Source organism: Caulobacter sp. HJHS_5, assembly GCF_056683955.1.
On record NZ_JBWZNC010000002.1, the window covers coordinates 1 to 14,731 of the forward strand.

Consider the following 14,731-nt stretch of genomic DNA (forward strand, 5'->3'; position numbering starts at 1 on the left):
CTCGTCACTCTCAACGCCATCGTCCGGGATCAACAGCCTTGGGCTCACGCCAAGCCTTGACCAGATGCACGGAAGGTAGCCGGCACAAGGCCGGCTATGACGAAAGTAATGGCGCGGGCCCGCTTACCGCGCCGGAGCCGGAGCCGGCGGCGTCGCGGGACGCGGCGGCTGCCCCGCCTTCAGCAGCTCAAGATCCGGCGTCCTCGCCGCCGGCTTGTCGCCCAGGTTCATCACCTGCCGTCCGTCGTTGAACGCCGGCCAGCGCGGCAGGCTGCCGCCGTTCGGATTTCCGGTCTTCACGAAGTTCGCCCAGTAGCTCGAGGTCTCGTCGCCGATGCGGCGGTCCTCCGCCGTGATCGGCCGCGCCACCGTCAGGTGCAGGGTGTTGAACACATAGGGCAGTTCCGAGGTGTGGAACGCGCCGTACTGCGCCGACTTCGGCCCCGGCAGCACATGGGTGAACTGATAGGCGTAGACCGGCTGGCGGCTGGCCAGGCGCGTCACGAAGTCCTGATAGGTCAGGAAGGCGCGGTCGGCCGCCTCCTGCTCGGCGGAGGCCTTGGCCTCGGCGTCGGTACTGGCCGGATAGAGCTTCAGGGCGTCCGCCGCCCGCGCGCCGTAGCGGGTCGCGAGGTCGGCCTTCCACGCCTCGGCCGTCACCGACTTCACCCCGCCTTCGTTCAGGTTGGCGCCGATCAGCACCGGCACGTCGCTGGCCGCCGGGGTCGGCGGTCCGCCCGCCGGGATGATCCTGCCGTCCGCCAGCACCGCGCCGCGCGTCCCCTTGCCGGCCATCACCTGTTCGACGGTCAGCTTGCGGGCGTCGGCCAGGGTCGAGACGCCCAGCGTTCCCATGAAGGCCTGGCCGTTGGTCTCGGCCGTCGCCTTCGGCCCGAACGTCCCGCCGATGCCGCCGGCCTCGACGATGGCCCCACGGAACAGGCCCTTGGCGGGCGGCGAGGCGATCAGGGCGTGCACCGACATGCCGCCCGCCGACTGCCCCGCAATAGTGAGCTTGCTCGGGTCGCCGCCGAAGGCCGCGATGTTGTCGTGGATCCAGCGCAGGGCGGCGATCTGGTCCTGGATGCCGTAATTGCCGGAGGCTCCGCCTTGCTCCGCGCTGAGCTCGGGCGTCGCCAGGAAGCCGAACGGCCCCACCCGGTAGTTGATGCCGACGAAGATCACGCCCTTCTTGGCCATGTTCGCGCCGTTGTAGACGGCCACGGCGTTGGAGCCTTCCACGAAGCCGCCGCCGTAGATGTAGACCAGCACCGGCAGGCCGGACTGCGAGGGGCGGCCCGAGGTCATGTCGGCCGGCGTCCAGATGTTCAGGTTCAGGCAGTCCTCGCTGGTCCCCAGCGCCGCCGGATGCATGAATTCGTCGGTCCACTGCGCGCGGCCGCCGGGCGGGGCCAGCACCTGCGGGCAGGCCGGGCCGTACTTGTCGGCGACCTTCGTTCCCCAGTTCGCGGCGGGCGTCGGGGCGGCCCAGCGGCCGGCTCCGGTCGGGGCGGCGGCGAAAGGCACGCCCAGGAAGGCGGCGACGCCGTTGTCCATCGTGCCGGTCAGCGCGCCCTGGGCAACGATGGCGCGCGGCGCGGTCTGGGCCAGGCCGGCCGGGGCGATCGCCGAAGCCGCCAGGGCGGCGGTCAGCATCAGCGTCGTCTTCATGGTGTTCGCTCCCGGCTCGCCCTCTGCGGGGGCGTTTGAAAGATCAGGCTACGCTATTGCGGCGGTCAGCGCAGCACCGCGCTCTCCTCGGCCTGCTTCACCACCGCCTCCGCGTCGGCGCTCAGCAGGAAGCCCTCGGCGACCATGCCGCCCGCCGCCTTGCGCACCGCCGCCACGAAGCCGGCGTGGTCGCCATAGCGCTCCTGCAGCGAAGGGCGCGGGTCCCCCTTGGCCTCGCGCTCGGCCTTGGTCGTGGCGAACGGGATGTAGCCGCCCTGGAAGCCGCAGCCCTCGCCGGCCGCATAACCCGCCGCCTGCACATTCCAGCCGAGATAGCTGCCCAGCGGCGCCCGCGCCTGGACGGACTTCACGCCCGAGGTTTCGTTGCCGTCGGCGTCGACGCGCGGCACGCGGCTGGGCACACTTCGGGCGACGGCCGGCGGCAGGCGGGTCATCACGCCGGAAACGTCGTTGGCCCTGAACTGCGACCCGAAATCATAGGCCAGGAACGGGTTCAGCTTGCCGTCGGGCGACGGCGCGCCGGGGATGGTCGGGAATCCCGTCGCCTTGGCGGTCGCTTCCACGAGGTCGCCCTTGGCCAGGGTCGGATAGGCGCTGGCGGGCGGTTCGGCCCCCAGCACCCAGCGCTGCAGCGCCAGGGTCAGCGCTCGCAACTGCTCGCGGGTCGGGTTCGGATTGCCGGGCAGCACGCAGGCGCCGCGCACCGGCGCGGCCGGATCGACGATGGCGAAGCCGCCGCCCCCGCCGCCATGGGTCGTGCTCGGGAAGTAGTAGCGGCGCACATTGGCCGGCAACGGGATGTCGGCCTTGGCGTCGGTGCCGATCAGGTCGGGCGACATCCGCAGGCCCCAGAACTCGGCCGAGGTGAAGGTCTCGAAGATCTTCGGGCACGTGTCGGTGGCGTTGCAGCGGTCGAGCAGGCTGGTCGTGCCATTGCCGCGAACCCTGTCGTTGTAGCGGCTCCACCACAGCGGACCCTCGCTGCCCGGCTCGAACAGGGTGGCCGCCCCGCCGGGCACGGCGAAACGGAAGTTCAGCGGCGTGTGCCGCGCGGCGATCTGCGGGTTCATCCCGTCGAACACGATCTCGCCGTCCTCGGCCTGGTTGAAGCCCAGGTGCAGCAGGCTGCGCATGTAGTTGCCGGCCTGGGAGACGCCCACGCCGATGGCCCACTTCATCTGCCCCGCCACCGGGTTCGGCGTCGCCGGGGTGTCGGCCCCGCGCTTGAAGAAGGCGGTGATGTCCCGCGTCGCCGCGAAGCCGATGCCCAGCACCAGCGGGTCCTTGGCGGTGTAGACCAGCTCATAGGCCAGCTTCGGATCGAACCCGCCCTTCACGCACAGCTGCGTGCCGTCGGGCGTCCCGGGGAACGCCGCCTGCGAGCAGTCGGCGAAGGCGAAGTCGCCGGACGGCACGGCGACCGGAGCAGCCGTGTCGCTGGTCCGCGTCACCAGCTTCGCCTTGGTGGTGTCCAGGCTCAGGGGCAGGGGGCGCGGCACGCCGGCGCCGATGCCGCCGATCAGCTTCACGCTCCTGGCCCCCGCCGGCATGTCGACGATGCGCACCAGCACCGGCCCGGTCACGGGCGAGCCGTCCGGGTTGCGCGCGGTCGGCACGCTTGCGGTCTGCATCCCCGGCGCGGGCGGGATGTCGCCCTGCCAGCCGCTGATCAGGGTGACGCGTCCGTCGGCGTCGCCGTTGGCGGTTCCGCCGCCGCGGTTGGGCGTCTGGTAGAACAGGAAGCCGCTGGCCTTGGTCATGTCGACCGGCTTGGCCAGCGAGAAGGTCGCCGAGTACTCGACCCGGCCGCGCGCGTTGCGCGGCGCCAGCTTCAGGTCGGTGATGATGGCGTTCTTCGGATCGTTGGGATCGAGCTCGCCCGTGAACCGCCCGCTGATCCGCTCATAGGCCCCTGCCGCCCCGAACGTCCCGATCGTTTCACGGGAGGTGATCTCGACGCCGACCACGGCGGCGTGGGCCGCCGGCGCCGCCGCCAAGGCCAGCAGCGAAGGCAAAATTAAGCGAGCGCGCAAGCAATCCCCCAGAAATGACGACGGCGCCGGCCCGTCCGGGAGCCGGCGCCGCATCTGAGGGCGCGGGGTACTGCGCGTCAAATCGCGAAAGCGGCGGCGACGAGGGGATTCGCCGCGCTCTCGCGCGTCATAGCTTTACCGACAGCGATAGGCTGAAGTTGCGGCCGGGTTGGGTGTAGTTGTCGAGGACGGCGGAATTGGTCGAAAGCCCCCGCACGTCGCTCCACCACCAGTACTTCTCATCCGTCAGGTTGAAGACGCCGCCGCGCAGGGTGACGGTCGGGGTCACGTTCCAATAGGCGGTGGCGTCGAACACATTGACGCTGCCGGGCGTGAAGCAGGACAGCCCGCAGGCGCCGCCCGCCTTCGAAGGTTCCTTGCCGTCGGCGTGGGTGAACAGCAGCGCGCCGCCGAACCGCGCGCCGGGATCGCGCCATGACAGGCCGGCCACCACCTTGAACGGGTCGATGGTGTCCAGCGGCGTCTCGACGCCGTCGGTGGTCATCGTGCCCTTGGCGTAGGCCGCCGCCAGGCTGAGGGCGAAGCCGCCGCCGAGCGTCGCCTGGCCGCGGGCTTCCGCGCCGCTGATCTCGACGTTGGAGAGGTTGGTGAACTGGAAGATCGCCGGGTCGAGCGGGCTGAAGCCGCCGCCCACCATCACCTGGCTGATGAAGTCTTCGTACTCGCCCGTGAACGCGGTGAAGCCGACGCTGCCGATGTCGCCCTTCAGGCGGACGCCGCCTTCCCAGGAGACGCTGGTCTCCGGCTTCAGGTCCGGGTTCGAGATCGAGCGATAGTTCTGGATCGGGTTGGCGAAGCCGTTGTTCACCTGGCTCGGCGACGGCGCCTTGAAGCCGACGGCGTAGTTCACGAACACGTTCACCGCCGGGGTGACGTCGAACACCAGGCCGAGTTTCGGCGAGACCTGGCTGTCCTTCGAGCCGCTCGGTTCGCCCAGGGTGTAGAGCGGATCGTTCTTGCGCGGGTCGATCTCGAAGTGGTCGTAACGCAGGGCCGGGTAGGCGGTCAGCCGGCCGTCCAGCATCGAGATTTCGTCCTGCACATAGAGGCCGGCGAGCACGAAGTCGGTGGTCGGGAAGGCGCGCGAGGGGAAGACCTCGCCGACCGGCGGCACGGTCCCGCCGCGAATGCCTTCCTGGCGGGTGGTCGAATAGTCGCCGCCGTAGACCACATTGTGCTGCACGGCGCCGCCGTCGAAGCGGCTGTGCAGCTCCACGGCGCCGCCGATCACGCGGTTGTCGAAGGTGCCGACGCGGGTGCGGTCGACAGCGGTGAAGCGATCTTCCGCCGAATATTCGTTGGTCGTGGCGTTCTGCCAATAGACGCTGGCGCGGGCTTCGCGGATGAAGCCGCTGTCGCTCGTGTAGCGGTGATCGAGGCTCAGGCGGTCGCGGTGGGTGGAGTCGGTGGCCTTCAGGCCGACGACGCTGGTCGGGCCGAAGGGCGGTACGGCGATGGCGTTGAGGACGTCGTAGAACGTCTTTCGATCCATGTGGTCGTAGGTCAGCCGCGTGCGGTTCCGGTCATTGGCGTCGAACACCAGCTTGGCCAGGATGGCGTTGGTGGTGTTGTCCTGGGGGATCGGCGTCGTGCGGGTCACGTTCGAGGCGTTGTTGCTCGCCATGTTCTCCTGCTCGGAGCCGTCGCGGCGGGTGTAGGAAAGGCTCGCGCTCCAGGCGCCGGCCTGGGCGGCCCCGACCAGGGTCTTGGCCCAGCTCTCGTCGGCCGAGGCGTAGGCGGCGCTGCCGCCGACCGTCCAGCTCTTGCCGCTCGTCAGGTAATCGGACGGGTCCTTGGTGGTGAAGCTCACCGCGCCGGCGACGCCGTCGCTGCCGTAGAGCGCCGAGGCCGGCCCGCGCAGGATTTCCACCGACTTCAGCGTGCCGAGGTCCACATAGTCGCCGCGCCCGTTGGCCTGGGCGCCGAAGCTGTAGGCGTCCGGCACGCGGATGCCGTCGGTCAGGATCAGGACGCGGTTGCCTTCCAGGCCGCGGATGTTGAAGCCGCTGTTGCCGTCGCGGCCGGTGGTCGATCCGGCGGCGGTGAAGCGGGCGGGGTTGTTGCGCACCGAGACGCCGGCCTCGAAGCGGACCAGGTCCTTGATGTCGGTGGTGAGTTCTTCCTCGATCCGCTGGCTGGTGATCACCGTCACCGTCGCGGGAACCTTGTCGGCCGGCTTCTCCGTGCGGGTGGCGGTGACCGTCACGGCATCCAGCTGCACAGAGCCCTCGTCGGCGACGTCCGCGGCCTGGGCGCCCGAGGCCAGGGCGGCGAGCGCGGTCGAGGCGATCAGGATCGCCCGGAGGCGAGAGCGCGTGTGCATGTAGTCCCCACGTGGATTTGCGACTGCGAGACGTTCGCAATTGTGGGGCCTGGGTTAGGCGTCCTGCGCTCTCAGGTCAAGTTATATGCAACTGACTCGCAAACTCAGTGTGGCTACAGCCCCAGCGGCTTTTGCTCGCGGATGAAGTCGATCAGCAGCCGCAGGGCGGTCGGCACCTGCCGGCGGCTGGGATAGTAGACGTAGAACCCCGGCCCGATCGAAGGCCAGTCGTTGAGCACGGTCACCATGCGCCCATCGCGCAGACCTTCGGCGACGGCGAATTCCGCGGCGTATCCCAGGGCCGCGCCGCGCTCGATCAGGCCGAAGGCGAAGGCGGCTTCATCCACGGTGATCGCGCCGGGCACGTCGATCTCGATCGGCGTGGGATCGGCGTCGAACTCCCACTTGTAGATGTCGTTCGTCCCCATCCGCATGCGCAGGCATTCGTGGGCCATCAGGTCTTCCGGCCGCTGGGGCGCGCCGCGACGCGCCACATAGTCGGGCGAGGCGACGACCAGCCAGCGGATGTCGGCCGAGAGCCGCACGGCGACCATGTCCTCCGGCACGGTGCCGCCATAGCGGATGCCGGCGTCGAAACCGCTGCCGATCACGTCGACCATCTTGTTGGCGACCGCCACCTCGATCTTCACGTCGGGATAGCGGGCGATGAAGGCCGGCAGCACGGGCGCCAGCAGGTGCGTGGCCGCGTCGCCCGGCACATTGATGCGCACGCGGCCCGTGGGCTGGTCGCGGAAGGCGTTGAGCAGGTCGACGGCGTCGCCGATGGCCTCGAACGGCTCGGACAGGGCGCCGAACAGGCTCTCGCCGGCCACCGTCAGGGTGACGCTGCGGCTGGTCCGGTTCAGCAGCCGCACCCCGAGCCGCGCCTCCAGCCCGCGCATGGCGTGGCTCAGGGCCGAGGCGGTGACGCCCAGCTCCTGGCTGGCGCGGCGGAAGCTCCGATGGCGGGCGACCGCCAGGAAGTAGGGGAAGTCGGCGAGGTCGGAGCGGCTGAGCGGCGTCACCGAGGCGTCTTAGCGCGGCATGGAGCGGATGGTCACCGGGCCGGCGTCGAACTTCAGGCGCTGGCCGCTGTCGACCAGCTTGCCGTCCTGGATCTGGAAGATCGCCAGCTGCTTCTCGACGTTGAACTGCGCGATCACCGTCTTGCTGTCCTTGGAGAAGACGATGCCCTGGCCGGCCTCGCCGCCGGGCAGGTCGTTGACCTTCGTCGCCCCATTGGGGCCAAGCGCGTAGAGCACCACCAGACCCTTGGGGTTGCGGCCCGCGCCGGGCGCGTTCGGCGGCAGGTTCGAGCCGTTGAGGGCGTTGGCCACCAGCCACTTGCCGTCGGGCGACAGGGCGATGCCTTCCGGCAACGACGGCGAGGCGACGTGCTGCACGGCGCGGAACGGCTTCTTCGAGACGTCGATCAGGGTGATGCTGTCGTTGTCGCCGGGTGCGACACCGCCCTGCAGCCCCGCGATGCCGGCGTTGCCGACCGCCGCCCACTTGCCGTCGCTGGAGACGTCGACCGCGTAGGGCGCGACGCCGGTGGAGACGAGATCGCGGGTCAGCGTCACCACGCCGCCTTCGACATCGAGCACGGCGACGCCGCTGGTGTCGCGGCGGGCGACCAGGGCCGAGCGGCCGTCGTGGGTGAAGGAGACGCCGGACAGGCGCTTCTCGTCGACCTTGATCGACTGGGCGACGGTGGCGGTCTTGCCGTTGATGGTCAGCACCTTGACCGTGCCGTCGAGGCAGGCGGCGAGCAGCAGCTTGCCGTCCGGGCTGATGGAGAGGCCGTTCGGATGGGCGCCGAGCTCGACCCGGCCGAGCACCTTCGAGGTCGTCAGGTCGACCAGTTGCAGGAAGGTCCCGAAGCTCTCGGTCTTGGCCGCGTAGTCGTAGCGGCTCGGCGCGGCGACGACGGCGAGCGCGCCGTCCGGCGTGATCGCCACCGCCTGCGGCGGACCTGCGACGGTGTGCTCCACGCCCTCGATCACCGAGACCACCTTGGGCGGGAACTGGCCGGCGTCGATCACCGCCAGGGAATCGGACGGCGCCGGCTGCGGATAGGTCCCGACGCCCTCGACGCGCTGGAACTTGCCGTCATTGCCCGAGACGATCAGGTCGGCCGCGCCGGCGGGGTGGGTCATGCAGAGCACCGTTGCTGTGGCCGCGGCCGCCCAGAGAGCGGGGCGCAGGCGGCGGGGAAATCCAAGGCGGGTCATGGCGTCTCTCTGTCTGGATCGCGCCCTGTTTGCCTCCTGGGCGCAAACGATTGCAAGCCTCGGGGTCGACAGACGCGTCGCGGCGCGCCAAGGGTGACGCCGAATAACGGCGGACGGCCGCGGGGAGAATCGAATGGCGCGCGCCTACGACGTGATCGGCTTCGGCGAGACGATGGCCATGTTCGTGGCCGAGGAGATGGGTTCGCTGGCCGACGTCACGCGCTTCCACAAGCGCATCTGCGGCGCCGACTCCAACGTGGCCATCGGCCTGTCCCGCCTGGGCCTGAAGGTCGCCTGGGTCAGCCGGGTGGGGGCCGACAACCTCGGCAAGTTCGTCATCAAGTCGCTGGAGGCCGAGGGGCTGGACTGCGGCCGCGTGACGGTCGACCCGGCCTACCCGACCGGCATGCAGTTCAAGGCGCGGGCGGCCGAGGGGGCCGATCCGGTGGTCGAGTACTTCCGCAAGGGCTCGGCGGCGAGCCACCTGTCGCCGGACGACATGGACGCGGCCCTGTTCGCCCAGGCCCGGCACCTGCACGCCACCGGCATTCCCCCGGCCATCTCGGCCAGCACGCTGGCCCTCTCGCGTCACGCCATCCGCAGCATGCGGGCGGCGGGCGGGACGGTGTCGTTCGACCCCAACCTGCGCCCGACGCTGTGGAAGGACGAGGCGACCATGCGCGAGACGCTGAACGGCCTCGCCGCCGAGGCGAACTGGGTGCTGCCCGGCCTCGAGGAGGGCCGGCTGCTGACCGGCCGCGAGACGCCGCGCGACATCGCCGGCTTCTACCTCGACCAGGGCGCCGAGGCCGTGGCCATCAAGCTCGGGCCCGAGGGCGCCTACTGGCGGACGCGGGACGGCGAGGGGACGGTCCCCGGCTTCCCGGTGGCCAAGGTGGTCGACACCGTGGGCGCCGGCGACGGCTTCGCCACCGGCTTCGTCAGCGGCCTGCTGGAGGGCCTGAGCCCCGAGGCCGCCGCGCGGCGGGGCTGCCGGCTGGGGGCCATGCAGGTGCAGGTCGTCGGCGACTGCGAGGGCCTGCCGACCCGCCGCGAACTGGAACAGCTGGAGAGCGCCTAAGCGCCGTCACATCGGGGGAGGAAACCACATGAGCCTGTCGACCACGATCGCGCCCCGCCGCTGGTGGCGGATCATGCCGATCGTCTTCATCACCTACAGCCTGGCCTACCTCGACCGGGCCAACTACGGCTTCGCGGCCGCGGCGGGGATGGCGGACGACCTGAAGATCACGGCGGCGATGTCGTCGCTGATCGGGGCGCTGTTCTTCCTCGGCTACTTCTTCTTCCAGATCCCCGGCGCGATCTACGCCCAGCGGCAGAGCGTCAAGAAGCTGGTCTTCGTCAGCCTGATCCTGTGGGGCGGCTGCGCGGCCCTGACCGGGGTCATCCACGACGCCGCCTGGCTGCTGGTCATCCGCTTCCTGCTCGGCGTCGTCGAGGCGGCGGTGATGCCGGCGATGCTGATCTACCTCGCCGACTGGTTCACCAAGTCCGAGCGCAGCCGCGCCAACACCTTCCTGATCCTCGGCAACCCGGTGACGGTGCTGTGGATGTCGGTGCTCTCCGGCTACCTCGTGCAGGTCGCCGGCTGGCGGATGATGTTCATCGCCGAAGGTCTGCCGGCGGTGCTGTGGGCCTTCTTCTGGTGGGTGCTGGTGCAGGATAAGCCGGCCCAGGCCAAGTGGCTGACGGAGGACGAGAAGCAGGGCCTGGAGGCGCAGCTGGCCTCGGAGCAGGCCGGCCTCAAGGCGGTGAAGAACTACCGCGAGGCGTTCAAGTCGCCGAAGGTGATCCTGCTCTGCGCCCAGTACTTCTGCTGGAGCATCGGGGTGTACGGCTTCGTGCTGTGGCTGCCGTCGATCCTCAAGGCCGGCAAGTCGATGGCCATGGTCGAGGCGGGCTGGCTGTCGGCCGCGCCGTACCTGCTGGCGGTGATCGCCATGCTGGTGGTCTCCTGGCTGTCGGACAAGCTGCAGACGCGGAAGATCTTCGTCTGGCCGTTCCTGCTGGTCGGGGCCTTGGCGTTCGCCGGCTCGTTCATGCTGGGGACCTCCAACTTCTGGCTCTCCTACGGCCTGCTGGTGATCGCGGGCGGGGCGATGTACGCGCCGTACGGGCCGTTCTTCGCCATCATCCCCGAGATGCTGCCCAAGAACGTGGCGGGCGGGGCGATGGCGCTGATCAACAGCATGGGCGCGCTCGGCTCGTTCGTCGGCTCGTACTTCGTCGGCTATCTCAACGGCGTCACCGGCGGCCCGGGGGCGTCCTACGTGTTCATGGCCGGCGCCCTTCTCGTGTCGGCCGTGCTGACCATCGTGGTGAAGTCGGAAGAGGCATGAAGAAGGTCGTCGTCTATCGCCCCGCGCCGGAAAGCCTGATCGCCGACCTGCGACGGGACTTCGACGTGGTCTGGACGCCCGAGGCAGCGACGGCGCAGGACCCGGCGTTCCGCGCCGCCGTGGCCGGGGCCGACGGCCTGATCGGGGCCAGCCTGAAGCTGGACAAGGCCCTGCTCGACAGCGCCCCGAACCTGAAGGTGATCGCCAGCGTCTCGGTGGGGGTGGACAACTACGACCTCGCCGACCTGACGGCGCGGGGCATAGCCCTGACCAACACGCCCGACGTGCTGACCGAGACCACGGCCGACGCGGCGTTCCTGCTGGTGCTGATGGCCTGCCGCCGGGCGCTGGAGCTGGCCGAGTACATCAAGGAAGGCCGCTGGACGCGCAGCCTGGAGACCGAGTTCTTCGGCATGGACGTGCACGGCAAGAAGCTGGGCGTGCTGGGCATGGGCCGCATCGGGGCGGCGGTTGCGCGGCGGGGCAAGCTCGGCTTCGGCATGGAGGTAGCCTACACGGCCCGCTCGACACATGCGGACGTAGAGGCCGAGCTCGGAGCGCGCCACCTGCCGATGGACGAGCTGCTGGCTTGGGCCGACATCGTGGTCTGCACCGTGCCGCTGGGGCCGGAGACCGTGCACCTGATCGGGGCGCGGGAGTTCCAGCTGATGGGGCCGACAACGGTGTTCGTGAACGCCTCGCGCGGCAAGGTGGTGGACGAGGCGGCGCTGGCCGAGGCGCTGCGGACGGGCGTGATCCGGGCCGCCGGGCTGGACGTGTTCGAGACCGAGCCGCTGGCCGTGACCTCGCCGCTGCTGAAGCTGAAGAACGCGGTTTGCCTGCCGCATATCGGGTCGGCGACGCATGAGACGCGGGAGGCGATGGTGCGGTGCGCGGCGGGGAATTTGGTGGCGGCGCTCCGGGGGGAGCGGCCTCCGAATTTGGTGAATGGCGAGGTGTGGGGCTAGCGCCCTTCCCCCTCGAAGGGGGAAGGGTTGGGGATGGGGGTGTGTGCAGAGCGGTTCGGAGGAAGCTTAGAGGCAGAGCCTCCAGCGCTTACTTGGACACTCATTGCGCTCACCCTCACCCCTGCCCCTCTCCCTTCGAGGGAGAGGGGTTTCGCCTCCCGCTTACTTCTAAGCCATCGACTTCCTGGCCGCCCCGGCCGGGTCGTTCACCTGGGCGGACTTGTTGTCGAAGACCATGGTGTTGGTCTTGGCGGGGTCGAAGGCCGACCACGCCGCGCCGGGCTGGCTGGGGTCGCCGGTGCGGGCGAAGTTGATCCAGGCGGTGCTCATGGTCTTGGCCACGGCCTTGGCGGCGGGGGTATTGCCCGTCGCCTGCTCCAGGCGGGCGGTGTTGTCGAAGCAGAAGCCGATGTCGATGCAGTGGAAGGCGCCGGGGCGGCCGTCCAGCTGGGCGGTCTGCCAGGTGAACCAGTAGTTGTAGGCGGGCGCGCCGCCTTGCTGGGCCTTGAGCGTGGCCTGCCGCAGGGCGTCGTTGCGCCACGACATGCCGCCGATCACGCCCATGATCTGGGTCGGGGTGGCGCCCGGGAAGTCCGAGGCGAAGGCGGCGAGCATGGCGTCGGTCTTGCCGGCGTAGTTCCTGGTCAGGATCTCGCGCAGCTGGGCGTCGGTAAAACTGGCCGACGGGTCCTTGAACTCCTCGCGGGCGGTGCCGACGATCAGGGGCACGTCGCGCGAGGCTTCCGGCGCCTTGGTCGCGAAGGGGACCTCCGAAAGCACCTTGTTGTCGACCACCGGGCCCCAGCCGAAGCGGGGCAGGCGGATCGGCTCGCCGGCCGCCGGGGGACGCAGGCCCCCGCCGGCGTTGAGCTTGGCGATGGCGCGGTCGCCCGCGGCGATCAGCTCGGCCGTGGTGGCCGTCTTCAGCTTCTCGACCTCGCCGATCTTGCCGCCGAGTTCGGCCAGCGTCGCGGCGGCCAGGGTGTGGGCGTCGGCCTGGGCCGTGCCGAACGGGATCGAGCCGCTCATCACCACGGCGCGGTGGAAGAGGCCCTTGGCGCTGGGCATGGCCATGAGGGTGGAGACCTTCATGCCGCCGCCGGACTGGCCGATGATCGTGACGTTGCCCGGATCGCCGCCGAACCTGGCGATGTTGTCGCGCACCCACTGCAGGGCCAGCACCAGGTCGGTCATGCCGTTGTTGCCCGAGCCCGCGTAGGCGGCGCCGCCGAGGCTGGATAGGTCGAGGAAGCCGAACGGGCCGAGGCGGTGGTTGACCGAGGCGAAGACCACGCCGCGCGCGGCCATGTTCTGCCCGTCGTAGGAGGGCAGCTCCTGGCAGGAGCCGGAGGTGAAGCCGCCGCCGTGAATCCACAGGATGACCGGGCGCTTGGCCGCCGCGTCGAGCGCGCCGGTCCAGACGTTGATGCGAAGCATGTCTTCGCCTTCGAAGCCGTCGTCCCAGTCGTAGACGAACTGGGTCTCCTGCTGGCCCCAGTCGCCGCGCGCCGGGTGCGGGCTGACCGGGCCGTAGGTGAGGCAGGGCTTCACGTCCGACCAGGGGGCCGGGGCCTTGGCGGGCAGGAAGCGGTTCGCGCCGCCGGTCGTATCGCCGTAGGGGATGCCCTTGAAGGTGTGGACGCCGCCGCGGATATAGCCGCGCACCTTGCCGGCCGTGGTCTCGACGACCTCGGCGACGGGGGTGGAGATGGCGGAGGACGCATCCGCGCCCCGCGATTGCGCATCGGCGGACGAGGCGAACCCGGTGGCGAAGGCGGCGGCGCCGGCCGCGGCCAGGCCGACCAGCAGGCGGCGGTCGGTTTCGGCGGTCTCGGCGGACGGGGTCGTTTCCTCGGACATTCTTGGTCTCCGTTAGGCAGCGGTCATAACTGTCGTGCGCCTACCGCCGTAAGGCCCGCGAAGCCTTCCGTCCAGCCGCGAAAACACGGTCGGTGAAACTTGAGCGTGAGACCTTGGTCGAAGGTCAGGCGGGGGCGGGCGGCGCGCTTGGGCGCCTCCCGCCGACAGCCGGGGGCCGGGCGTTTTTCGCGCAATCGTTTGCACCGAACGGACCTGCCTGAACGCCCCTCGAACTCAAAAAGCCCGAGCTCCCCGTTGGCTGTCGCGCGCCTCCCCGTCGCAGATCGTCGGGGTGAACCAGGTTCTGGAAATAAAGCGGGATTTCCAGCGGCCGCCCGACCTTGCCGCTTCGCATCTCCTCCCGCGCCCAGTCCTCCTCGGCCAACTGTCGCCAGTCGGGGCGGAGGCCGAGGTCGCGGCAGACGAGGTCGATGAATTCGCTGATCGGGCGGGCGAGCACGTCGCCGTAGCGGTCGCCCTCGAACAGGCGTTCCGACGCCTCGCGGACGAGACGTTCGTAGGCCTCGCGCTCCGGTTTGCCGGGCGGGAAGACGACGGTGAACTTGTCGGGCGGCTCGGGGCCGTCGACGCCGTCGGGATAGACCTTGTCGTGAATGATGTCGGTCAGCACCCGCGCCACCACGCCCTTGCGGTCCTTGCGGCGCAGCTCGTCGGCGGCGGCGTTGGCCTCGGCGAACAGGCGGGCGTTGCGGGCGGCGACCCGCTCGGCCTCGGTGATCTCCTCGATCAGGTGCGCCTGCAGGGCGACGGTCATCCGCACCGCCCGCGAGACGCGGGCGTAGGCCAGGGCGATGTCGCCCGGGAACAGCGGCGGGAGGGGCTCGAGCCGGGGCGCCTCGGGCTCCGCGCCCTGCGGCGTGGGTTCGGCGGCCCCTTCGACAGGGCTCAGGGCAGGCCCTTCGACGGGGCTCGCGGCGGGCGGCTCGGCCGCCGTCACCTGCCGCTGCATGGCCTCCAGAATGGCGACCCCGACCTCGGCCACCCGGCCGAGTAGGTAGAGCTCCCGCTCCAGCATCGGCTGCGTCCAATGACCCCCGCCGTCGCCCGTCAGGGCGTCGGCCGGCGAAGGGTCACGGGAGGTGAGGCCTTGCAGTTGCATTGAGAACATAATAGGAACATTTGCGGCGGATTGTCAAGGTCGGGGCGCTTTGCCTTTGCTGCGCATTTTGACTCATCAGAGGCCTTGGGGAGGTCCGCCGGATCAAAGTTAGGCGGCCCC

10 protein-coding genes are annotated in these 14,731 nt (G+C 70.1%); 3 read left to right on the forward strand and 7 right to left on the reverse strand.

All coding sequences use genetic code 11. The features are described from left to right. Window positions 1-123: 123 nt before the first annotated feature. The 5 genes from ACFLIT_RS03620 to ACFLIT_RS03640 form a co-directional block, all read right to left on the reverse strand. Window positions 124-1,671: a carboxylesterase/lipase family protein gene (locus tag ACFLIT_RS03620; protein ID WP_479909828.1), complete on the reverse strand. Its 1,548-nt coding sequence runs from the start codon at window positions 1,669-1,671 to the stop codon at window positions 124-126. 65 nt (window positions 1,672-1,736) lie between these two features. Beyond that, window positions 1,737-3,725, reverse strand: coding sequence for an alpha/beta hydrolase domain-containing protein (locus tag ACFLIT_RS03625; RefSeq protein WP_479909829.1), 1,989 nt, complete (start codon window positions 3,723-3,725; stop codon window positions 1,737-1,739). 127 nt (window positions 3,726-3,852) lie between these two features. Then, complete coding sequence (locus ACFLIT_RS03630; protein WP_479909830.1) at window positions 3,853-6,069, reverse strand: TonB-dependent hemoglobin/transferrin/lactoferrin family receptor; 2,217 nt, start codon at window positions 6,067-6,069, stop codon at window positions 3,853-3,855. A 113-nt stretch (window positions 6,070-6,182) separates the two neighbouring features. Then, the gene (locus tag ACFLIT_RS03635; protein ID WP_479909831.1) at window positions 6,183-7,094 is read right to left on the reverse strand and encodes a LysR family transcriptional regulator; all 912 of its coding nucleotides are present in this window, start codon (window positions 7,092-7,094) and stop codon (window positions 6,183-6,185) included. A gap of 9 nt (window positions 7,095-7,103) precedes the next feature. After that, window positions 7,104-8,303, reverse strand: coding sequence for a WD40 repeat domain-containing protein (locus tag ACFLIT_RS03640; protein ID WP_479909832.1), 1,200 nt, complete (start codon window positions 8,301-8,303; stop codon window positions 7,104-7,106). Window positions 8,304-8,436: 133 nt separating this feature from the next. Here ACFLIT_RS03640 and ACFLIT_RS03645 point away from each other — a divergent pair, with 133 nt between their 5' ends. The 3 genes from ACFLIT_RS03645 to ACFLIT_RS03655 are packed head-to-tail and all read left to right on the forward strand — an operon-like array spanning window position 8,437 to window position 11,631. Further along, entirely contained in the window at window positions 8,437-9,384 is a 948-nt protein-coding gene (locus ACFLIT_RS03645; protein WP_479909833.1) for a sugar kinase, read from the forward strand. A gap of 28 nt (window positions 9,385-9,412) precedes the next feature. Then, on the forward strand, window positions 9,413-10,663 hold the full coding sequence (locus ACFLIT_RS03650) for an MFS transporter (protein WP_479909834.1): 1,251 nt from the start codon (window positions 9,413-9,415) through the stop codon (window positions 10,661-10,663). Further along, the gene (locus tag ACFLIT_RS03655; RefSeq protein WP_479909835.1) at window positions 10,660-11,631 is read left to right on the forward strand and encodes a 2-hydroxyacid dehydrogenase; all 972 of its coding nucleotides are present in this window, start codon (window positions 10,660-10,662) and stop codon (window positions 11,629-11,631) included. The genes ACFLIT_RS03650 and ACFLIT_RS03655 overlap by 4 nt, the downstream gene beginning before the upstream one ends. A 168-nt stretch (window positions 11,632-11,799) precedes the next feature. Here ACFLIT_RS03655 and ACFLIT_RS03660 read toward each other — a convergent pair whose 3' ends face one another. Together ACFLIT_RS03660 and ACFLIT_RS03665 are read right to left on the reverse strand one after the other, a co-directional pair. After that, entirely contained in the window at window positions 11,800-13,491 is a 1,692-nt protein-coding gene (locus ACFLIT_RS03660) for a carboxylesterase/lipase family protein (RefSeq protein WP_479909836.1), read from the reverse strand. 124 nt (window positions 13,492-13,615) lie between these two features. Next, window positions 13,616-14,611: a hypothetical protein gene (locus ACFLIT_RS03665; RefSeq protein ID WP_479909837.1), complete on the reverse strand. Its 996-nt coding sequence runs from the start codon at window positions 14,609-14,611 to the stop codon at window positions 13,616-13,618. Window positions 14,612-14,731: the final 120 nt, after the last annotated feature.

Coding starts and splice junctions, on each gene's coding strand:
- ACFLIT_RS03620 (WP_479909828.1), bottom strand. CDS start 1,671: ATGAAGACGACGCTGATGCTGACCGCCGCCCTGGCGGCTTCGGCGATC.
- ACFLIT_RS03630 (WP_479909830.1), bottom strand. CDS start 6,069: ATGCACACGCGCTCTCGCCTCCGGGCGATCCTGATCGCCTCGACCGCG.
- ACFLIT_RS03640 (WP_479909832.1), bottom strand. CDS start 8,303: ATGACCCGCCTTGGATTTCCCCGCCGCCTGCGCCCCGCTCTCTGGGCG.
- ACFLIT_RS03645 (WP_479909833.1), top strand. CDS start 8,437: ATGGCGCGCGCCTACGACGTGATCGGCTTCGGCGAGACGATGGCCATG.
- ACFLIT_RS03650 (WP_479909834.1), top strand. CDS start 9,413: ATGAGCCTGTCGACCACGATCGCGCCCCGCCGCTGGTGGCGGATCATG.
- ACFLIT_RS03655 (WP_479909835.1), top strand. CDS start 10,660: ATGAAGAAGGTCGTCGTCTATCGCCCCGCGCCGGAAAGCCTGATCGCC.
- ACFLIT_RS03660 (WP_479909836.1), bottom strand. CDS start 13,491: ATGTCCGAGGAAACGACCCCGTCCGCCGAGACCGCCGAAACCGACCGC.
- ACFLIT_RS03665 (WP_479909837.1), bottom strand. CDS start 14,611: ATGCAACTGCAAGGCCTCACCTCCCGTGACCCTTCGCCGGCCGACGCC.